Source organism: Pseudaquabacterium terrae, from assembly GCF_013266755.1.
Taxonomy (GTDB): domain Bacteria; phylum Pseudomonadota; class Gammaproteobacteria; order Burkholderiales; family Burkholderiaceae_C; genus Pseudaquabacterium; species Pseudaquabacterium terrae.
This window is the reverse complement of record NZ_JABRWJ010000004.1, coordinates 1-19,857: the sequence shown is the minus strand read 5'-3', so window position 1 is coordinate 19,857 and position 19,857 is coordinate 1. Positions and strand designations below refer to the sequence as shown.

General features: G+C 69.1%; 14 protein-coding genes. 5 read left to right on the top strand and 9 right to left on the bottom strand.

Annotated elements, in window-relative coordinates; all coding sequences use genetic code 11:
- Positions 1-155 precede the first annotated feature (155 nt).
- The 4 genes from HLB44_RS12735 to HLB44_RS12720 form a co-directional block, all read right to left on the bottom strand.
- Entirely contained in the window at positions 156-1,571 is a 1,416-nt protein-coding gene (locus tag HLB44_RS12735; RefSeq protein ID WP_173122988.1) for a DUF1501 domain-containing protein, read from the bottom strand.
- Complete coding sequence (locus tag HLB44_RS12730; RefSeq protein WP_173122987.1) at positions 1,571-3,343, bottom strand: DUF1800 domain-containing protein; 1,773 nt, start codon at positions 3,341-3,343, stop codon at positions 1,571-1,573. Before HLB44_RS12730 ends, HLB44_RS12735 begins: the two co-directional genes overlap by 1 nt.
- A gap of 121 nt (positions 3,344-3,464) precedes the next feature.
- Positions 3,465-5,129 carry an energy-dependent translational throttle protein EttA gene (gene ettA, locus HLB44_RS12725; protein WP_173122985.1) on the bottom strand — a complete coding sequence of 555 codons (1,665 nt, stop codon included), beginning with the start codon at positions 5,127-5,129 and terminating at the stop codon, positions 3,465-3,467.
- Positions 5,130-5,206: 77 nt separating this feature from the next.
- Positions 5,207-7,618: a putative bifunctional diguanylate cyclase/phosphodiesterase gene (locus tag HLB44_RS12720; protein WP_173122984.1), complete on the bottom strand. Its 2,412-nt coding sequence runs from the start codon at positions 7,616-7,618 to the stop codon at positions 5,207-5,209.
- Positions 7,619-7,825: 207 nt separating this feature from the next.
- On the opposite strand from HLB44_RS12720, the gene HLB44_RS12715 reads away from it, so the two are divergent.
- Positions 7,826-9,382 (top strand): DEAD/DEAH box helicase, encoded by a 1,557-nt coding sequence (locus tag HLB44_RS12715; RefSeq protein WP_173122983.1) that lies wholly within the window; start codon positions 7,826-7,828, stop codon positions 9,380-9,382.
- Between the two features lie 18 nt (positions 9,383-9,400).
- Here the strand turns inward: HLB44_RS12715 and HLB44_RS12710 are convergent, their stop codons facing one another.
- Together HLB44_RS12710 and yaaA are read right to left on the bottom strand one after the other, a co-directional pair.
- Positions 9,401-10,255 carry a 2OG-Fe(II) oxygenase gene (locus HLB44_RS12710; protein ID WP_343051309.1) on the bottom strand — a complete coding sequence of 285 codons (855 nt, stop codon included), beginning with the start codon at positions 10,253-10,255 and terminating at the stop codon, positions 9,401-9,403.
- 91 nt (positions 10,256-10,346) lie between these two features.
- Complete coding sequence (gene yaaA, locus HLB44_RS12705) at positions 10,347-11,156, bottom strand: peroxide stress protein YaaA (RefSeq protein WP_173122982.1); 810 nt, start codon at positions 11,154-11,156, stop codon at positions 10,347-10,349.
- A gap of 150 nt (positions 11,157-11,306) precedes the next feature.
- Here yaaA and HLB44_RS12700 point away from each other — a divergent pair, with 150 nt between their 5' ends.
- The gene (locus HLB44_RS12700) at positions 11,307-12,071 is read left to right on the top strand and encodes a transporter substrate-binding domain-containing protein (RefSeq protein ID WP_173122981.1); all 765 of its coding nucleotides are present in this window, start codon (positions 11,307-11,309) and stop codon (positions 12,069-12,071) included.
- Between the two features lie 12 nt (positions 12,072-12,083).
- Here the strand turns inward: HLB44_RS12700 and HLB44_RS12695 are convergent, their stop codons facing one another.
- The 3 genes from HLB44_RS12695 to HLB44_RS12685 are packed head-to-tail and all read right to left on the bottom strand — an operon-like array spanning position 12,084 to position 17,259.
- Entirely contained in the window at positions 12,084-12,788 is a 705-nt protein-coding gene (locus tag HLB44_RS12695) for a dienelactone hydrolase family protein (protein WP_246312245.1), read from the bottom strand.
- Between the two features lie 53 nt (positions 12,789-12,841).
- Complete coding sequence (locus tag HLB44_RS12690) at positions 12,842-16,159, bottom strand: error-prone DNA polymerase (protein ID WP_173122980.1); 3,318 nt, start codon at positions 16,157-16,159, stop codon at positions 12,842-12,844.
- A complete protein-coding gene (locus tag HLB44_RS12685) occupies positions 16,099-17,259 on the bottom strand; it encodes an integron integrase (protein WP_173122979.1) in 1,161 nt (386 codons plus the stop codon). Before HLB44_RS12685 ends, HLB44_RS12690 begins: the two co-directional genes overlap by 61 nt.
- A gap of 98 nt (positions 17,260-17,357) precedes the next feature.
- On the opposite strand from HLB44_RS12685, the gene HLB44_RS12680 reads away from it, so the two are divergent.
- From HLB44_RS12680 to HLB44_RS12670, 3 genes are all read left to right on the top strand, one after another.
- Positions 17,358-17,681: a hypothetical protein gene (locus HLB44_RS12680; protein ID WP_173122978.1), complete on the top strand. Its 324-nt coding sequence runs from the start codon at positions 17,358-17,360 to the stop codon at positions 17,679-17,681.
- Between the two features lie 522 nt (positions 17,682-18,203).
- Positions 18,204-18,437 (top strand): DUF4926 domain-containing protein, encoded by a 234-nt coding sequence (locus tag HLB44_RS38350; protein ID WP_173122977.1) that lies wholly within the window; start codon positions 18,204-18,206, stop codon positions 18,435-18,437.
- An 816-nt stretch (positions 18,438-19,253) separates the two neighbouring features.
- A complete protein-coding gene (locus HLB44_RS12670) occupies positions 19,254-19,637 on the top strand; it encodes a hypothetical protein (RefSeq protein ID WP_173122976.1) in 384 nt (127 codons plus the stop codon).
- The last annotated feature ends 220 nt before the right edge of the window (positions 19,638-19,857 follow it).

The window sequence follows — 19,857 nt, the reverse complement described above, 5'->3', positions numbered from 1 at the left end:
CTGCGGTCATGGGTGTTCGAAGGGCAAGCGTGGGCCCGCACGGCCGGCCGCCGGCCCGCCGCACGAGGGCAGACACTTCCGTGGACCGCCGAACCGGTGTCCAGGTTCCCCTTCAAGGCCCGCCGCCCGCACGCAGCGGGCCGGGCCGCCTGGCGCTACAGGAAGCCGAGCGAGCGCTGACTGCCGAAATTGACGAGGTTCGGCAACACGCCGTCGAGCTGCGCCTCGGTGGCGCCGAACCAGCGCAGCAGCGTCGCCGCGTACTGGTCGACGCCGGCGGTCGGGATCCAGCGGCCCTGCCGCTCCCAGCTGTCGACGCCGACATCGTCGGGCCCGCCGAGCGCCAGCGTCGGATACACGCCGTGCGTGCGGCCGCCGCGCACGGCGCCGCCGATCACCAGCTGGTGGTTGCCCCAGGCATGGTCGGTGCCGGCGCTGGCGTTCGGCGCGAAGGTGCGGCCGAAGTCGGCCTGCGTGAAGCTGGTGACCTGTTGCCCGAGGCCGAGATTCATCATCGCGGTCTGGAAGGCCGCCAGCGCATCGCCGAGCTGGCGCAGCAGGATCGCGTGCACGCCGCCGGTCGGGTTGCCGCCGTCGATCTGGTCGCGGTGCGTGTCGAAGCCGCCCATCTGCGCGAAGAAGATCTGCCGGTCGCCCTGCACCGTCGCGCGGCCGAGCACCAGCTTGGCGACCTGGTACAGCTGCTCGGCGATCGGCGTCTTCAGGCTCTGGCCCTGGATCAGCGGCGCGAACGCGGCGTCGATCACCGGGTTGGCCTGCGCGTCGCCCGGCACCGAGGCGATCAGCGCGGCCAGACGCTCGGACATTGCGAAGGCGCCGAGCTGCTGACTGGCAAAGGACGTGGCCAGGTCGACCGGCTGGGCCTGGGCATAGAGCGCGGCGACCGCCTGCTTGCGCAGCGCATAGGGCGTCCAGGTGTCCTGGGGCCGCAGGCCGTAGGCGCCGAAGGTGGCGCCCGGTTCGGGCAGCACCAGCGGCACGCGCAGGTCCTCGACGCCGAAATGGCCGTTGCCGCCGACCGAGATCACCGGGTTCGCGGTGGCCAGCGCGGCCGACGCGCGGCCACCCCAACCGGTGCGGCTCTGCGCATCGGTGCTGCCGCATTCCCACAGGATCTGCTGGTCCGAGTGCGAGAACAGGTTGTCGGGGATCAGCGGCGAGCCTTCCGGCTCGGCGCGGTACTGCGCCTTGTTCAGCGGTGCATAGAGCGGGCCGACGTTGAACACCGGCGCCAGCGTGCCCTGGCTGAAATGCGGCGCCAGCGCAGCGAGTGACGGGTGCAGGCCGTAGCCGCTGCTGCCCAGGGCCACCAGCTGCCCGGCCGGAATCGCCAGCCCGCCGCGCACCGCGGCGTACTGGCCGTAGCGCGCGCCGTCGGTCGGCACGACCATGTTCATGCCGTCATTGCCGCCGTACAGGAAGATGCAGACGAGGGCCTTGTAGTCGGCCGCCTGCGCGTTGCGCAGGCCGGAGCCGAACAGCGTGCCGCCGGCGAGCAGGGCGGCGCCGGACTTCAACCAGTCACGGCGCGTGAAAGGAGTGGGTTTCATCAGCGTTGCACCTGGTAGTCGGGGGAGGCGAAGACGAGCCAGGCCGCGGCGCGCACGCGCTGCGTGCGCCAGGTCGCGCCGCCGGTCTGCGCGGTCCACCACGAGACGGCGTTGATCACCTGCGTGCGCGGCCCCGCGGCCAGCGGGCGGCCGAGCGCGCGCAGCGACAGGCTGTCGACCAGCGTCGCCGGATTGTCGGCCTGCGCGGTCCAGCTGTTCAGGCTCACCGAGGTGCCGGTGGCGCCGGGGACGCTGGCAACCGGCGCCGAGCCGCCCCACTCGAGCAGGTAGGTCAGGTAATTCAGCCGCTCCAATGCGGCGTTGGCATTGTGGATGCCGTATTCGGGGCCGACCAGCGCGGTGCCGGCGACCGGATAGTTCGGCGGATAGAAGTTGAACACCGACGGCGGGCGGAACAGGTGCTGGCGCAGCACCTCGCCCCACCACCAGCCGAAGGGCTCGCCGTCGGTCTTGCCGCCGAGCGCACGCAGCACGCCGGTGAACAGCAGCGCCGGCGGCCGCAGCGCCCCGCCGCGGCGCGCGGCGACGGCTTCGTCGCGCGCCTCGGCATCGAGCAGCACCGCGGCGACCGTGGCCGCCAGGTCGCCGCGGCGCCCGGTGCCGAAGGTGATCCCGGTCGAGACGAAGCGCCCGGCGATGAAGGCCTGCGCGACGCGGTCGACATAGCCCGGCGACGGGTTGCTCATCACCAGATGCTGGATCAGCCGCTGGCCGACGAAGGGCGCGATGTTCGGATGGTTGATCAGGCTGTCGAGCACCGCCTCGAGCGCCTGCGGCGCGGTGGCGCCCGCGGGCACCGTGCCGCCCGACAGCAGCTGCCGCGCAGCGGTGTTGCGCAGCAGCGGCGCGGCGACCATGTCGCCGCCGTAGTAGGTGCAGTTGGCGCCCTGCGGCCAGCAGCCCCAGGCGGTGCTGCCGCCGGCGGGATAGGTCCAGCCGGTCAGCGCGAAGGCGTACTCGCGCACCTTCTGGTTGTCGTAGGTCGGCATGCAGCTGCCGCCGCTGAGCTGCCCGTTGCGCTGCAGCAGGCAGGGGCCGAGCGAGAACAGCTGCAGCAGCTCGCGCGCGAAGTTCTCGTTGGGTGCCGTCTTGTCGTTGTTGACCTGGTCGAGGTAGTCGCCCATCACCGGCGACAGGATCACCTTCTTCAGCACGTCGCGGTAATTGCCGAAGGCGTTGGCCAGCAGCGCGTTGTGGTAGTTGCGCAGGCCGTAGGTGCCGCTGACCTCGAGCTCGCTGACCACCGCGATCTGCTGCAGCGCGAAGGCGACGCGCTGGCGCAGCTGGTCGGGCTTGGTCGTCGCGTTGCGGTAGAAGTCCCACACGAGCGGTTGCGCGGAGAACCAGTCGCGCCAGCAGTTCGGGTTGCCGGACTGCGCCGCGGTGTCGCAAAAGAAGGTGCCGCCGACATTCTTGTGCACCGCGTCGCCGCCGCCGAGCGCGTAGCGCGAGCTGTTCTGCAGCAGCTGGTCGCGCACCCAGACCGCGGTGCCTTTGGTGCGGATGTCGGCGAGCATCGTCTGCGTCGGGCCGAAGCTGGCCTGGTTGGCCAGCCGCACCGCATCGAGCTCGGTGGCCTTAGGGTCGGCGACCGCCAGCGCGCTGCGCCGTTGATCGCCGTCGTCAGCGGCTGCGGCTGCGGCCGGCGCGCCCTCGTCCGACGTTCCGCCGCCGCAAGCGGCCAGCAATGCGGCGGTCAACACCGCCACCAGCGCGTGCCTCGGCACGCGCCGTCCCTTGTTGTGTCCCATCAACGCCTCGCTCGCGGCTTCTCCGCCGCGGCAGTGTCGCGGGGCGGTTGCCGGTGCGACAGCGCTGTTTGTGACTCGGCGTGACCTGCGCAACCGCCGGTCACGTCTCTTTCAATGCCGCTTACTTCAGCGCCTTGAAACGCAGGCGATGCGGCTTGGCGCCTTCTTCGCCGAGGCGCTTCTTCTTCTCGGCTTCGTACTCCTGGTAGTTGCCGTCGAAGAAGAACCACTGCGAGTCGCCCTCGCAGGCCAGGATGTGCGTGGCGATGCGGTCGAGGAACCAGCGGTCGTGGCTGATCACCATCACCGACCCGGCGAACTCGAGCAGCGCGTCTTCGAGCGCGCGCAGCGTCTCGACGTCGAGGTCGTTCGACGGTTCGTCGAGCAGCAGCACGTTGCCGCCCTGCGCCAGCGTCTTGGCCAGGTGCAGGCGGCCGCGTTCACCGCCCGACAGCGAGCCGACCAGCTTCTGCTGGTCGTTGCCCTTGAAGTTGAAGCGGCCGATGTAGGCGCGCGAGGGCATCACGAACTTGCCGACGATGATGTTGTCGAGGCCGCCGGAGACGTCTTCCCACACCGTCTTGTTGGCCGCCAGGCTCTCGCGGCTCTGGTCGACGAAGGCCAGGCGCGCGGTCTTGCCGATCGCCACCTCGCCCGAATCGGGCTGCTCGACGCCCTGGATCATGCGGAAGATGGTCGACTTGCCGGCACCGTTCGGGCCGATGATGCCGACGATCGCGCCGGCCGGCACCTTGAAGCTCAGGTTGTCGATCAGCAGCCGGTCGCCGAAGCTCTTCGAGACGCCCTTGAACTCGATCACCTCGTTGCCCAGGCGCTCGCCGACCGGGATGAAGATCTCGTTGGTCTCGTTGCGCTTCTGGTAGTCGACGTCGCTCAGCTCCTCGAAGCGCGCCAGGCGCGCCTTGCTCTTGGCCTGGCGGCCCTTGGCGTTCTTGCGCACCCACTCCAGCTCGGCCTTCATCGCCTTGGTGCGGGCGTCCTCGGTGCGCTGTTCCTGCTCCAGGCGCTGCTCTTTCTGGTCCAGCCAGAGCGAGTAGTTGCCCTTGTACGGAATGCCGCGGCCGCGGTCGAGCTCGAGGATCCACTCGGCCGCGTTGTCGAGGAAGTAGCGATCGTGGGTGATCGCGACCACGGTGCCGGGAAAGCGCTTGAGGAACTGCTCGAGCCAGTCGACCGACTCGGCGTCCAGGTGGTTGGTCGGCTCGTCGAGCAGCAGCATGTCCGGCTTCGAGAGCAGCAGCCGGCACAGCGCGACGCGGCGCTTCTCGCCGCCCGACAGCGGGCCGATCGTCGCGTCCCACGGCGGCAGCTGCAGCGCGTCGGCGGCGATCTCCATCACGTGGTCGGTGTTCTCGCCGCCGGAGGCCGCGATGATCGCCTCGAGATCGGCCTGCTCGGCGGCCAGCTTGTCGAAGTCGGCATCGGGCTCGCCGTAGGCGGCGTACACCTCTTCGAGGCGCTTCTGCGCGGCCAGCGCGCCGCCGATGCCTTCCTCGACCGCCTGGCGCACGGTCTGCGCCGGGTTCAGCTGCGGCTCCTGCGGCAGGTAGCCGATCTTCAGGTCCGGCATCGCCTGCGCTTCGCCCTCGATGTCCTTGTCGAGGCCGGCCATGATCTTCAGCAGCGTCGACTTGCCCGAGCCGTTGAGGCCGAGCACGCCGATCTTGGCCCCCGGGAAGAAGGACAGCGAGATGTCCTTCAGGATCTGGCGCTTCGGCGGCACGATCTTGCCGACGCGGTTCATGGTGAAGACGTACTGGGCCATGGCGTGTGTGAGGTCGCGAGGAAGCGAAAGGCGAAACGCGTATTGTCGCCGCGTTCAACGGCCGCGCCGATGACGGCTCAGGCCGCGTCGCGGCTGCGTTCGCTGTCGATGTCGAGATCCAGGCCCATGTAGGCCGTCCCGGGCGTCGTCCAGTTCTTCATCAGGCGCAGGAAATCGCCGCGCGGCATCGGCCGCGCGACCATGAAGCCCTGGATCGAGCCGCAGCCGGCCTCGCGCAGGACATCCAGCTGCGCCGGCTCCTCGACGCCCTCGGCGATCGTCTCCATGCCCAGCGTCTTGGCCAGCTCGAGGATCGTGCGCACGATCGCCCGCGCGTCGTGCCGCGTCATCAGCTCGCGCACGAAGGCGCGGTCGATCTTCAGCGTGTCGAACGGGAAGCGGCGCAGGTAGGCCAGCGACGAATAGCCGGTGCCGAAGTCGTCCAGCGCGATGCGCACGCCGACGTTGCGCAGCGCGTGCAGGTTGGCCAGCGCCTGCGCCGAGGTCTCGTCCATGAACAGCGATTCGGTGACCTCGAGCTCCAGGCGCTGCGGCGGCAGCCCGGAGCGCTCGATCGCCCGCAGCGCCAGCGCCGCGAAGTCCTCGCGCTGCAGCTGCGCCGGCGAGACATTGACCGAGACCAGCAGGTGCGGCGGCATCTGCACCGCGTGCGCGCAGGCGCGCTGCAGCACCCACAGCCCGATCTCGGCAATCAGCCCCGCGTCCTCGGCGATGCCGATGAATTCGTCCGGGTTGATGCGGCCGAGCTCCGGATGCTGCCAGCGCAGCAGCACCTCGGCGCCAACCACTTCCCAGCGCGACACGTCGACGCGCGGCTGCCAGTGCAGGTGCATCTCGCTGCGCGAGAGCGCACCGCGCAGCGCCTGCTCGATCGCCACGCGGCGGCGCCGGCGGTCGCCCAGCCGCGGCACGAAGATTTCGAAACGGGCGCGGCCGGCCTCTTTCGCCGCGTACAAGGCCAGGTCGGCGTTGCCCATCAGCTCGTCGAGCGTGCGGCCATGGTCGGGCGCGATCGCCACGCCGATGCTGGTGCCCAGCGCCACCTGGCGCCCGGCCACCTCGCAGGGCTGGCACAGCACCTGCACCAGGCGGCGCGCGAGCGCGGCCACCTCGTCGTCGGAGCGCACGTCGGTGATCACCAGCGCGAATTCATCGCCGCCCAGGCGCGCGGCCAGGTCGGCCTGGCGCAGGCAGGACTGCAGCCGGCGCCCGACCTCGGCCAGCACCGCGTCGCCCGCGGCATGGCCGAGCGTGTCGTTGATCGACTTGAAGTGGTCGACGTCCAGGCACATCAGCGCGGTGCGCAGCGGCGGCGCATCGGGCGCCGCCGAGACCTCCATGGCGCGCGCCAGCTGCTCGCGCAGCTCGAGGCGATTGGCCAGGCCGGTCAGTGAGTCGAAATGCGCCAGGTAGGCCAGGCGCCGATGCGTTTCGCGTGCCTGCGTGACATCGGAGATCACGCCGCGCCAGCCGGCGTGGTGTCCAAGCTCGTCGACCAGCGGCTTGGCCGAGAACGACCACCAGCGCAGCCCGTTGCTCGCCGTCTGCACCGGCACGACCAGATCGCGAAAGGCCTGGCCGAGGTTCAGCGAGGTGCGCAGCGCAGCGAGGTGGCTGTCGGCTTCGTTGGTCGCGCGGCGGCTGGCCAGCGCATCGAGCAAGGTGCCGCCCTGCAGCTCGGCGGCACTGCTGCCGAGCGCCGCGGACAGGCGCGGCGAGACGTGCGTCAGCAGCCCGCCGGCGCCGCATTCCCACAGCACGTCGGCCGAATGTTCCTCGAAGTCGCGCAGCAGCAGGCCGATCAGGTGACCCTGGCGCGACGCCTCGCGTTCCGAGCGCAGCCGGGCGGTGAAGACGCGGGCGGTGGCCAGCACGCTGATCGCCAGCACCGCGACGTACAGCAGCAGCAGCAGCATCAGGTACAGCGTGGCCGGGCCGTGGTCGCGCAGCAGCGCGATCGACGAGCCGAGGCTCAGCGTGCCGAGTTGCGCCAGCGCGGCCATCGGCAGCGGCGCCAGCGCGAACGCGCCGCCGCACATCGTGCCCAGGATCAGGCCGGTCAGCAGCAGCTGCTGCGGCGGCGAGGCGCCCGGGAACCAGGCCACCGCGATGCCGCCCCAGACGATGCCGAGCAACGCGGCGCCGATCGTCGCGTGCCGGGCCGCCCGCGGCGAGACGCTGGTCGCCGCCTTGTCGCGGCGGCGCCACCAGGCGCGCAGGCCGATGCCGCACAGCGCCAGCAGGACGGACAGCCACACCATGCGATGCAGCAGCGGCACGCCGTCGAAGGCCAGCGCGACGATCGCCGCGTTGCCGACGTTGGCCAGCACCATCAGCGGCGTCAGCCGGGTGACGCTGTTCAGATGGCGCGCGCGCAGCTCCGCCGAGTCACGGTCACAGGCCGTGTAGACATTGAATTCGCGCCGCCAGGCCAGGGCCAGCGCACCGAACAGCGAAGTTGCGGGCATGGTTCGCACGGTTATCGGCCCGCTGCAGGGGCGACTTGATGGGAGCGACCGGTACAATGCCCACTTGCGGCAGCGCCACCAGTCACGCTGCCGCAGTCGTTTCCGACCCCGCTCACCCCCTTGGGCCTACCCGACTGGTGCCGCCGTGCAAGACCGGCAGCAGCAGGCCGATGCAGTTTGCCCCACCACCCCGGGGCCACACTCCGAATGAACTTCAACGAACTCGGCCTCGCCGAGCCGATCCTGCGCGCCGTGCGCGAGCAGGGCTACGACACCCCCACCCCGATCCAGGTCCAGGCGATTCCCGCCGTGCTGCAAGGCGGCGACCTGATGGCCGGCGCGCAGACCGGCACCGGCAAGACCGCCGGCTTCACGCTGCCGCTGCTGCACCGCCTGGCGGCCGCCAAGCCGCTGCGTGATGCCAAGGGCCGCGTCGCGATCCGCGCGCTGATCCTGACCCCCACGCGCGAGCTCGCCGCGCAGGTCGAAGAAAGCGTGCGCACCTACGGCAAGCACCTGCCGCTGACCTCGATGGTCATGTTCGGCGGCGTCGGCATGCAGCCGCAGGTGGACAAGCTGCGGCGCGGCATCGACATCCTCGTCGCCACGCCGGGCCGCCTGCTCGACCACCACCAGCAAGGCACGCTGGACCTGTCGAACGTGCAGATCTTCGTGCTCGACGAAGCCGATCGCATGCTCGACATGGGCTTCATCCACGACATCAAGAAGGTGCTGGCGATCCTGCCGCAGAAGAAGCAGAGCCTGCTGTTCTCGGCCACCTTCAGCGACGAGATCAAGGCGCTGGCCGACCGCCTGCTGAACGCCCCGGCGCTGATCGAGGTGGCGCGCCGCAATGCCACCGCCGACACCATCGCGCAGAAGGTGCACCCGGTCGGCCGCGAGCGCAAGAAGGAGCTGCTGGCGCACCTGATCCGCGAGGGCGACTGGCACCAGGTGCTGGTCTTCACCCGCATGAAGCATGGCGCGAACCGGCTGGCCGAATTCCTGAACAAGGAAGAGATCAGCGCGATGGCGATCCACGGCAACAAGAGCCAGGGTGCGCGCACCAAGGCGCTGGCCGAGTTCAAGACCGGCGACCTGCAGGTGCTGGTGGCCACCGACATCGCCGCGCGCGGCATCGACATCGACCAGCTGCCGCACGTCGTCAACTTCGAGCTGCCGAACATCCCCGAGGACTACGTGCACCGCATCGGCCGCACCGGCCGCGCCGGCGCGCAGGGCGAGGCGATCTCGCTGGTCTGCGTCGACGAGGACATCTTCCTGCGCGACATCGAGAAGCTGATCAAGCGCAGCATCCCGCGCGAGACGGTGCCCGGCTTCGAGCCGCCGGCCGGCGAGAAGGCCGAGCCGATCGTGCTCGGGCGCATGACGATCGGCGTCGGCGGCACGCGGCGCAATGCCGGTGGCGGCGGCGGTGGCTCGCACCAGCGCCATGGCGGTGGCCGCCCGGCCGAGCCGCGGCGTGATGGCGGCCGTGATGGCGGCCGTGATGGCGCGCGCGGCGGCGGCCACGCGCCGGCGGCCAAGCCGCGCGATCCGCGTGGCGAACCGCGCCGTGATGGCAACCCGCCGGCCAATGCGCAACGCGCGCAGGCGCCGCGCCATGACCGCGTCGGCGCCGGCCATGCGACGCAACCCGCGCCGCACGGCCAGCCGAGCGGCCGCCGCACCGACGACCGCCGCGAAGGCGCGCGTCCGGCCGGTCCGCGCCCGGGCCCCCGCCTGACGCAGCCGAAGCGCTGATCTGCGCCAAGGCGAGTTCTAGATGAACTCGCCTTCCCTGAGCCACTTCGTCGCGACCCACTTCTCGCCCTCGACGACCGGGGCGCCGCCATGCAGCGTCTTGGTCACCGGGTGGGCGCGGTCGTAACTGAAGAAGACGCCGTTGCCCTTGATCGGCGCGACCTCCAGGCCGACATCGGGAAAGACCGTCGCGCCGCCCTTGGTCGGCGAGTTCAGGTACATCACCAGGGTGCCTACGCGCTGGCCGCCGCGCTTGAGCACGGTGGCCATGCCGGGCTGCGCCGGGTCGAAATAGTCGTAGTGCGGCTTGTACTCGGCCCCCGGCGCGTAATGCAGCACCTGCAGGCCCTCGCCATTGATCACCGGCCAGCGCAGCAGCGTGGCGATGCGCTGCTCGACGCGCGTGCAGACGGCGTTCTCGCCGCGGCCGAAGAACATGCCGCGGCTGGTGCGCGAGTCATGCACCTCGCTGCCGCCGGTCGCATTGACGACGGTCTCCGAGCGCGACATGCGCGGGCCGGCGGCTGCGATCAGCTCGTCGCAATCCTCGTCCGACAGCAGCCCACCGAACAGCACGACGCGCGGGTTCTGCATCGCGACCAGGATCTCGACCTCGCGATCCCCCGCCCAGACGCGGCTCGGTGACCCTTGCAGGTCGGCATCGGGCACCTTGACCGGTGGCGGCAGCACGGCGGCCTGGGCCCGATCGGCAAGGAACTGGCTCAGCGTCTGCTCGAGCGCCTCGACCGCCACCGCCTCGTCCCAGCCGCTCGCGCGCATCGATTGCAGCACCGCTTCCGGCTGGCAGCCGGCCTTGGCCTGCTCGATGATCCATTGCCGCAATTCGGGCGTGATGGCCTGCGAAGTACTCACTTGTCAACCTTCGGGCTGCACCCTCCGGTATTCGCCCTTGGGGCGGCCCGGCGGGCTCCTGATTGCGGAATTCTCGCGCAATGAATCGTGATCAATCCAGTCGCCGTCGAAACACCAGCCGGTCGGCGCTCGATGCGTCGTCGGCGAGCGCATAACCCTGGTCTTCGAAGCGCCGCAGCTTCGCCACGCTGGCCACCCGCTCCTGGATGCACCAGCGCGCCATCAGCCCGCGGGCGCGCTTGGCGAAGAAGCTGATGATCTTGTAGCGGCCGTCCTTCCAGTCCTCGAACACGCACTCGACGACCCGCGCCTTCAGCGCCGGCCGGCCGGCGGCACGGAAGTATTCCTGCGACGCGAGGTTGACGACCACCGGCGCGCGCGCCGCCGCGCTGCCGCCCTGGGCCCCGGCCGTCGCCAGGCGCTGGTTCAGATGCTCGGCGATGGCGTCGCCCCAGTACTCGTACAGGTCCTTGCCGCGCGACGTCGGCAGCCGCGTGCCCATCTCGAGGCGGTAGGGCTGCAGGCGGTCGAGCGGCCGCAGCACGCCGTACAGGCCCGACAGGATCACCAGGTGGTCCTGCGCCCAGGTCCAGTCCGACGGTCGCAGCGTCTTCGCCTGCAGCCCGTCGTAGACATCGCCATCGAAGGCCCAGGCGGCCGGGCGGCTGTTGTGCTCGTCGGCCGTCGGCGACCAGACGGCATAGCGTCCGACATTCAGCGCGGCGAGCTCGTCGGACAAGTCCATCAGCGCGGCGACCTGGGCCGTCTTCAGCGGCTTCAGGCGGCGGATCAGCTCGGCCGCGCGGCCGGTGTAGAGCGGCTCGGTGGCCGCCTTCGCCAGGCGCGGCGCGACGGGCGTGTGATAGTCCAGCGTCTTCGCCGGCGAGATCAGAAACAGCATCAGTGCTCGCCCGGCCGCCCGTAGGGCACTGAGCGCCCCTTGGGGGCCGCGAACGAAGTGAGTTGGGGGCTGATCATTTCTGAAGTGTACGCAGCGACCTATGATCGGCAGACCATGCGTGGCCCCCACCGGCTTCTGCGACAAGTCCTCGTGGCAGCGGCCGCGGTATGGCAGGTCGTGGCGCTGCCCGCCGCGGCCGAGCGCCTGCGCATCGCCACCGGCGAGTTGCCGCCCTATGCCACCGCCAGCCGGCCCGACCAGGGCATCGCGCTGGCGGTCATCCGGGCGGCCTTCGAGCGCGTGGGCGTCGAGGTCGCGTACACCTTCCTGCCCTGGGGCCGTGCACAGGAAGAAGCGCGCACCGGCCGCTACCACGGCACGGCGCACTGGGGCCGGCGCCCGGACCGCGAACAGGACTTCCTGCTGTCGGACAACGTATTGACCGAACAATGGGTGCTGCTGCACCGCGCCGGGGTGGCGCTGGACTGGCAGCGGCTCGATGCGCTGGCACCCTTGCGCATCGGCGGCGTGCGCACCTACACCTACACGCCGGAATTCCATGCGCTGGCCGCCAGCGGCGCGCTGCGCGTCGACTGGGTGCCCGACGACCTGTCGCTGCTGCGCATGCTGGTGGCCGGCCGCGTCGACGTCGTGCCGCTGGACCGCAACGTCGCCTGCTACCTGCTCGAGCAGCACTTCAAGCCCGAGGACTGGCCGCGCATCGCCGCCAACCCGAAGCTGATCACCGAGGTCTTCACCACGCACCTGATGCTGTCGAAGCGCCTGCCCGACAGCGCGGCGCGGATGCAGCGCTTCAACCGCGGACTGGCGCAATTGCGCAGCTCGGGCCAGTACCAGCGGCTGGTCGGCAGCATCGAGTGCCGCGCGGGCCTGGCGAAGGCCGCCATCCGCTAGAGCGGAGCGGGTTCAACGATCGTCGTCGATGCGCCCGGGCGGTGCGCCGCCGAGCGCGGCGGCCCAGGTGCGGTGCGGGATGTGGCTGCGCAGGCGATTCAGCGCGCAGTCGACCAGCACCGGCGCGAGGCCATGGCCGGTGGCGCCGGCGATGTCGATCGTCGCGTCGCCGTGCAGCGCGCCGAGGCGCTCGATGGCGGCTCGGGCAAACGCGACCGGCACGACCGCATCGTCGGCACCGTGGAACAGGTGGATCGTCGTGAAACGCGGCGCGGCTTCGGGCAGACGCGCGTAGCGGCCACCGAAGGCGAGCACGCGGCCGGCGATGCCGTCTTCGCGGCCGACAAGCTCGAGTGCCAGCATCGCACCGACCGAGACGCCGACCAATGCGGTGGCGGCCGGACCGACGCCGCTGTCGCGCTGCGCGGCATGCACCCAGTCCTGCAGGCGAGCCAGCGCGGCGTCCTCGATGATCGGCACGGCGGCGGCGACATCCGCGCCGGATTCGACAGCCGCCGCCATCAAGACCGCCTGCGGGAAGGCCTGGCGCAGCACCTGCGCCAGCGGCAGCCATGCCGCAGCCGGCATGTCGCTGCCGGACAGCAGGATCATCAGTTGCTCGGCGCGGCCGGCGGCCGGGCGCCAACGCAGGCCGCCGTCGCTGTCGAAGCGGTCATCGGCGGGGTCGGGGTCGGCCGGCATGGCGGGACGGGCCATGCGCGGATTGTGCGCGCCGAGCCGGGGTGCCGAGCCGCTCGGCCGCAGGCGGATCAATGGAAATCGCGGCTGCGGATCTCCAGGCCATTGAGCAGCGCGGAATGATCGACCAGGCGCTGCGCGACCAGGTGGCGCACCTCGCCCTCACGCTGCCAGACGCCATACACCGTCAACAGCCGCGACGCGAGCAAGGCCTGGCGCTGCGCTTCGGCCACCGCCGGCCAGACGATCACGTTGACGGCGCCGGTGTCGTCCTCCAGCGTCACGAAGATCACGCCCTTCGCGGTCTCGGGCCGCTGGCGGTGCGTCACCAGGCCCGACGCGCGCGCCAGCTGGCCGTGGCGGTAAAACTTCAGCACCGCCGCCGGCTGCACCTTGAAGGCGGCCAGCTGCTCGCGCAGCAGCGCCACCGGATGGGCTTTCAGCGACAGTCGGGTGGCCTGGTAGTCGGCCACGACGTCTTCGCCCAGCGAAGGCGCGGCCAGCCGCGCCGCCTCTTCCAGCGTACGCGTCGATTGCAGCAGCGCGGTGGCGTGGGTGTCGATGCCGCGCACGGCCCAGGCGGCCTGGTGGCGATGGCCGGCGGCCGCTGCCGCGAGCAGCCCGCCCAGCGCATCACCCTGCGCCAGCAGCCGCAGCGCATGCTCGTCGAGCGCCGCGCGGCGTGCCAGGTCCTCGACGCCGGCGAACGGTCCTTCGGCCCGCGCAGCGACGAGGCGCAGCGCATCCTGCTCGCGAAAACCCGTCAGCCGGCTCAAGCCCAGCCGCACCGGCTGCAGCAGCGGCCGCGATTCGCCAGGGGACGGGGCCGCGATCTCCAGCACGCTGTCCCATTCGCTGCGCAGCACGTCGACCGGCCGCACTTCGACACCATGCTCGCGCGCATCGCGCACCAATTGCGCCGGCGCATAAAAGCCCATCGGCTGACTATTGAGCAACGCGGCGAGGAACGCATCGGGATGGTGGCACTTGAGCCACGCGCTGACATAGACCAGCAATGCAAAACTGGCCGCATGGCTTTCCGGGAATCCGTATTCGCCGAAGCCCTCGATCTGCTTGAAGATGCGCTCGGCAAACTCGAGCTCGTAGCCGCGGTGGACCATGCGCTCGACCAGACGCTCGTAGAACGGCCCGAGCCCACCCTTGCGCTTCCAGGCCGCCATCGCGCGGCGCAATTGATCGGCTTCGCCGGCGGTGAATTCGGCGGCGATCATCGCGATCTGCATCACCTGCTCCTGAAAGATCGGCACGCCTTTCGTGCGCCCGAGCGCCGGCAGCAATTCAGGGCGCGGAATGTCGGCGGGCTCCTCGCCGTTGCGCCGGCGCAGGAAGGGATGGACCATGCCGCCCTGGATCGGCCCGGGGCGCACGATCGCCACCTCGATCACCAGGTCGTAATAACAGCGCGGCTTCAGGCGCGGCAGCATGCTCATCTGCGCGCGGCTCTCGACCTGGAAGACGCCGACGCTGTCGCCGCGACACAGCATGTCGTAGACCACCGGATCGTCGGCCTCGTTCATCAGCGTGGCGATCTCGTGCGGCCGGCCGGTCTTGTGCTCGACGAAGGCCATCGCGCGGCGGATCGCGCTGAGCATGCCGAGCGCGAGAATGTCGACCTTCAGCAGGCGCAGGCTGTCGAGGTCGTCCTTGTCCCACTGGATCACCGTGCGGTTTTCCATCGTCGCGTTCTCGATCGGCACGACCTGCGCGATCTCGTCGCGCGCGATCAGGAAACCGCCGGGATGCTGGCTCAGGTGGCGCGGAAAGCCGATCAATTCGCGCGTGATGGCCATCCAATGGCGGCACAGCGCGGAATCCGGATCGATGCCGTTCTCGCGCAGGCGCTCGGGCGCGATGTGGCGGCCGTCGAACCAATGCTGGCCCTTCGACACCGCGGCGATGCGGTCGAGATCGAAACCCAGCGCACGGCCGACATCGCGCAGCGCCGAACGTGGCCGGTAACTGATGACCACCGCGGTCAATGCCGCACGGTGGCGGCCGTATTTCCTGTAGATGTACTGGATCACCTCCTCCCGGCGCTGGTGCTCGAAATCGACATCGATGTCCGGCGGCTCGTTGCGCTCGGCGCTGACGAAACGTTCGAACAGCAGCGTGGCGCGGCGCGGGTCGACCTCCGTCACCCTCAGGCAATAGCAGACCAGTGAATTGGCCGCACTGCCGCGGCCCTGGCACAGGATGCCTTGCGAACGCGCCCAATGAACGATGTCGGCGATCGTCAGGAAATAGGCCTCGTATTGCAGCCGGCCGATCAATTCGAGCTCTTTCTCGATCGTCGCGCGCACGTCGGTCGACGGGCCGTCGGGGAAGCGCTCGCGCAGACCGCGCTCGGTCAGCTCGCGCAGCCAGGTCGCCGGCGTCTCGCCATCGGGCACGATTTCGCGCGGGTATTGGTAGCGCAATTCCGCGAGCGAAAAATTGCAGCGCTCGGCGAGCGCCGCCGCGGCCTCCATCCATTCGGCGGGATAGAGCGCGGCCAGGCGCTGGCGCGAACGCAGATAACGCTCGGCATTCGGCGCCAGCGCGTCGCCGCAATCGGCGACCGTCTGCTTCAGACGCGTCGCGGTCAGCACATCGAGCAGCGGCTTGCGCGAGCGTGAGTGCATCGTCACGTCGCCGGTGGCGACGATGCCCAGACCGGTGGCTGCCGCCAGCCGGCGCGCCAGGCGCACCAGGCGCCGATCGTGCACGCGGCGCAGCTGCGACACCGCCAGCCATGCGCGATCGCCGCCGAACCAGTTGCGCAGCCAGCAGGCCTGCGCGTACTGCGTCGCGAAATCCAGCGTACCGTCGAGCACCAGCAGCGCGAGGCAGCCCGGCAGGCCGGCGAGGAACGGCGCCGAGGGGATCCGGCCCTCCAGGTCGCTGGCATGGGCCTGGTAGGTGCCTTTGGCGGCGCGGCAGCGCGCAATGCTGATCCAGCGCGACAGGTTCACGTAGCCGCGGTGCGACTGCACCAGCAGCACCAGGCGCATGCCGGCAGCGGGCGGCGCAGCGGGGGGCAGCTCGAGCGGATCGAGCGGGTCGAGCTCCAGCGGGCGCAGTTCCGCGGGGGATGATGACGGCGCCGGCGAGGCATCGAGACGCATCTCGGCGCCGATGATCAGCTTCAGGCTCGGCTGCGGTGGCTGATCGGATTGTTGTTGTTGTTGTTGCTGTTGTTCTTGCTGTTGAAGCGCTTCGACATGCGCGCGCACGACGCCGGCGAAGGAGCACTCGTCGGTGATGGCCAGCGCTGAATAACGCCGGTCACGAGCGGCCGCGATCAGCTCTTCCGGATGCGACGCGCCGCTCAGAAAGCTGAAATTGCTGCGGCAGTGCAGTTCGGCGTAGCGGGGGAGATGCGGTAGCACGGTTCGGGCTCGCGGGCGAAACGGGCGGTGGAGGGCGGCAGCGTGTCCGGCAAGGGCGACTGCGGACGGGGTGTTGTCGTCATTCCATCCACGGGCGGATCACCGAGCCGGTCGAGCGGGCTGCGCACCGCGCCACCGCCCAGCTTCAGCACATGGGTGTAGATCATCGTCGTGCTGACATCGGCATGGCCGAGCAGTTCCTGCACGGTACGGATGTCGTAGCCGGCCTGCAGCAGATGGGTGGCGAAGGAATGGCGCAGGGTGTGCGGCGTGGCCGGCTTGGCAATGCGTGCGGCGGCCAGGCCGCGCCGGAAGGCACGCTGGAAAGTCTGGTCCAGCACGTGATGGCGGCGCAGGCCGGCGCCGCGGGGATCGAGCGAAGGCTCGGCCTGGGGAAAGAGCCAGAACCAGGCCCAGCCCTCAGGCGCGCGGGGGTACTTGCGCGCGAGGGCATGCGGCAATTGCACCCCGCCGAGCCCTGCGGCCCGGTCGGCGGACCAGACACGATGCACGTGGGCCAGTTGCCCGCGCAGCGCATCCTCCAGCGAAGACGGCAGCATGACGACCCGATCCTTGGCGCCTTTGCCTTCGCGAACGATCAGCGCCTGGCGCTCGAACTCGATGTCCTTGACGCGCAGGCGCAGGCCTTCCATCAGGCGCAGGCCGGTGCCGTAAAGCAGGCGCGCCAGCAGGCCATGCGGCTCGGGCTGGCGATCCATCGCCGCCAGCAGGCGAGCGACCTCGTCGCGCGACAGCACGACCGGCAACCGGCGGACGTACTTCGGGCGGCCGATGTCGCTCAGCCACGGCAGGTCCAGGCGCAATACCTTCTGGTACAGGAACAGCAGCGCCGACAGCGCCTGATGATGCGTCGACGGCGCCACCTGACGCTCGGCCGCGAGCCACGTCAGGAAGGACTCGACCTCGGCGGCCGACAGCTCGGACGGATGGCGCCTTCCATGGAAATGGATGAAGGCGCGCACCCAGTGGACATAGGCCTCCTCGGTGCGCAGGCTGTAGTGCATATAACGAACCTGCTCGCGCAAGGTGTCGAGCAAACGCGGGCCGGAAGCCTCGGCCGAAGGCGACGACGATGACATGCCTGACTTGCCTTTCCACATCGATTGCTGTACATATATACAGTATCAAGAGAGCGCCCCGCCCGCAAGCGGAGGCCCCACGAAAGGGAGGACAAGGCATGCCGCCGTCAAACCATGCATCGACGCAGCGCCGCCGCAAGAGCCGCGGTACCCGGGTCGTCAAGACACTGTGGCCGCCGCAGGCGGGCACGATCAAGCTCAGCAGGCGCTATGGCGCTGCGCTGCTGTGCGTCCGTTATCGTCACGACGCGACGGGCTTGCGCCGTTACACCACCGTCGAGTTGATCGTCGACGAAGCGCCGGTCACCGGCCCCGGCGTCGACCGCCGGATCTTCGCCGTACGCATCGGCCGCCTGGAGAACGAACTGCAAGCGACGGCCAGGGCGCTCGGTGCAAAATGGGACAAGGACGCAGAACTCTGATTGAAGACGGTACGGCGGTACGACGAATCGCCTCTCTAGCCACCGGAGAATTGCCGACGTGGAAAAGACAGAAATCCAACTCTCCCGCCTGCGCGTAGCCAAAACCTACGCGCCAGATCAGGACGGGGCCAAGCGCCTTGCGCGACGCTACGGGAAGGATCTTGTGTGCGTTCGTCATCGACTCAGTACAGACGGGGCGGTCCGACATACGACCGTTGAGCTTCTGGTCGAGAGCACTCCAGTTGCGTCGCGTCAGCGTACAGTTATCGCGGTGCGCATTCCACCCATGGACAAGCGCACTCGCGCGTTGCTGCTGGCCTGCAAAGCAACATGGCGGCCCAAGGAGAAATACTGGTTGGTGCCTCACCTGGTGGCCAGAAACCTTCGAATCCTGCGTCATCGTGTCCCAATTCAAGGGTAAACCCGCAATGACGCTTATTGCAGGATCCAGCCGTACGTCGCCGGTTCCGGCCATTGGCATCAACGTCTTGTTGATGTCGATATCACGTTAGGCCTCGCGTCATGCTTGGAGCTTTTCGTCAGTACGACACGGTTCGAGTCAAGGCACTTCACGAAGACCGTTTCGCATTCGATCCACCAGTTCATCAGAGACATCCAAGAATTGGTGATGTCGGCACTATCGTCGGAGTCTATTCACACCCGACCGTTGGATACGAGGTCGAATGCAGCGACCCGAACACCGGATTCACTATCTGGTTGGAGGCCATGCATCCAGACGAAGTTGAGCCTGCATGAACTGGGCGTCAATTCTCGCGTCGGCGCCTTGGCGAGTTCCTCACCGGTTGGCGGCAGAGCACCAGGCTGCATCACCCGCGTCAAGCCCTGTGTTCTCGTGTCGTCGGCCTGCGAGGGCAGCGAGGCCTAACCCTTCGGTCAACGCGACGTCCACCAGCTACGCGCCAGGGCCGCGAGGCACCCAGGCATATCATCTGCCTCGCGGCCCTGGCGCTCCGCTGGCGGCCGCGCGTTACCTCAAACGTTAGGCCTCGGGTCAACACGTCCTCCACGGCTCGTAGCGCTGCCAGAAGCACCACACGCACTCGGCCGCCATCGCATCAGCCACCAGAGGAACGGCCGAACACCGGTTGCGCATCGGCTCTGGCAACGAAAGCCGAGTCAGGGCCTGCATCGGGCTGTACGGTCGGCGCAAGGCCTGAGCACGTCGAAGAACCCAATGAGGAGCGGTGGCCGTTCAGGATCCTACGCTCCAAGGTCAACAAGACCAGAACACACTGCATGGCTCTGGCATCAGGCGCGTCAATGCTCACCGAGCATCAAACAAAGCGCATCGGTCGCCCCTGGCATCTTCAGCGTCCCCGCCACGCCGTCCTTCAGGTGCTCGCGGTGTTCACGGTCACCACGCGTCCGAGGCCTAACCCTTCGGTCAACGCGACGTCCACCAGCTACGCGCCAGGGCCGCGAGGCTCTCAGGCATATCATCTGCCTCGCGGCCCTGGCGCTCCGCTGGCGGCCGCGCGTTACCTCAAACGTTAGGCCTCACGCCCCCGCCTCCGGCGTTACGATTCGGGCGTACACCGTTAAAGACCAAAGATGAAATCTTCCGTCCGCGTAGCGCTGCGTGTTCTCTTCGTTGTGTGGACGGGGCTCATTGGTCTATCGCTGCCCGTCGCCCGCCCTGAGCTCTTTGAAAGGCCGATCGTTCCTCCAGTTGTCGGAGTCACGATCGGAATCCTTGCGTTGTGGATCGCGTCACTGACGTATAGCCGTATTGCGAATTTGCTTCCTCCTGTACAAGCGCAGAAGCTCATCGGGTTGAAAATCATGCTCGGGGCGTTCATTCTTGCATCTCTTGGCTGGCTCATTGCTGTATTCCTTCATCAACGGAGCGGCATCGTCATCGCCGGCCTCGCCGTTCTCGTCGGCTTTGTTGGCATGGCAATTCACTTCCTCCACCAGTTCTCTTCAGAAAAATGAGGCCTAACCCTTCGGTCAACGCGACGTCCACCAGCTACGCGCCAGGGCCGCGAGGCACCCAGGCACATCATGTGCCTCGCGGCCCTGGCGCTCCGCCGGCGGCCGCGCGTTACCTCAAACGTTAGGCGTCATGGCAAGGCCCTGGGCGAGCAATCGGTCCGCCTTGCGAGCACCGTACGTGAAGACCAACACCGCGTCCGCCGCGTTCGTCCGACTGCGA

Coding starts and splice junctions, on each gene's coding strand:
- HLB44_RS12735 (WP_173122988.1), bottom strand. CDS start 1,571: ATGAAACCCACTCCTTTCACGCGCCGTGACTGGTTGAAGTCCGGCGCC.
- HLB44_RS12730 (WP_173122987.1), bottom strand. CDS start 3,343: ATGGGACACAACAAGGGACGGCGCGTGCCGAGGCACGCGCTGGTGGCG.
- ettA (WP_173122985.1), bottom strand. CDS start 5,129: ATGGCCCAGTACGTCTTCACCATGAACCGCGTCGGCAAGATCGTGCCG.
- HLB44_RS12720 (WP_173122984.1), bottom strand. CDS start 7,618: ATGCCCGCAACTTCGCTGTTCGGTGCGCTGGCCCTGGCCTGGCGGCGC.
- HLB44_RS12715 (WP_173122983.1), top strand. CDS start 7,826: ATGAACTTCAACGAACTCGGCCTCGCCGAGCCGATCCTGCGCGCCGTG.
- yaaA (WP_173122982.1), bottom strand. CDS start 11,156: ATGCTGTTTCTGATCTCGCCGGCGAAGACGCTGGACTATCACACGCCC.
- HLB44_RS12695 (WP_246312245.1), bottom strand. CDS start 12,788: ATGGCCCGTCCCGCCATGCCGGCCGACCCCGACCCCGCCGATGACCGC.
- HLB44_RS12685 (WP_173122979.1), bottom strand. CDS start 17,259: ATGTCATCGTCGTCGCCTTCGGCCGAGGCTTCCGGCCCGCGTTTGCTC.
- HLB44_RS12680 (WP_173122978.1), top strand. CDS start 17,358: ATGCCGCCGTCAAACCATGCATCGACGCAGCGCCGCCGCAAGAGCCGC.
- HLB44_RS38350 (WP_173122977.1), top strand. CDS start 18,204: ATGCTTGGAGCTTTTCGTCAGTACGACACGGTTCGAGTCAAGGCACTT.
- HLB44_RS12670 (WP_173122976.1), top strand. CDS start 19,254: ATGAAATCTTCCGTCCGCGTAGCGCTGCGTGTTCTCTTCGTTGTGTGG.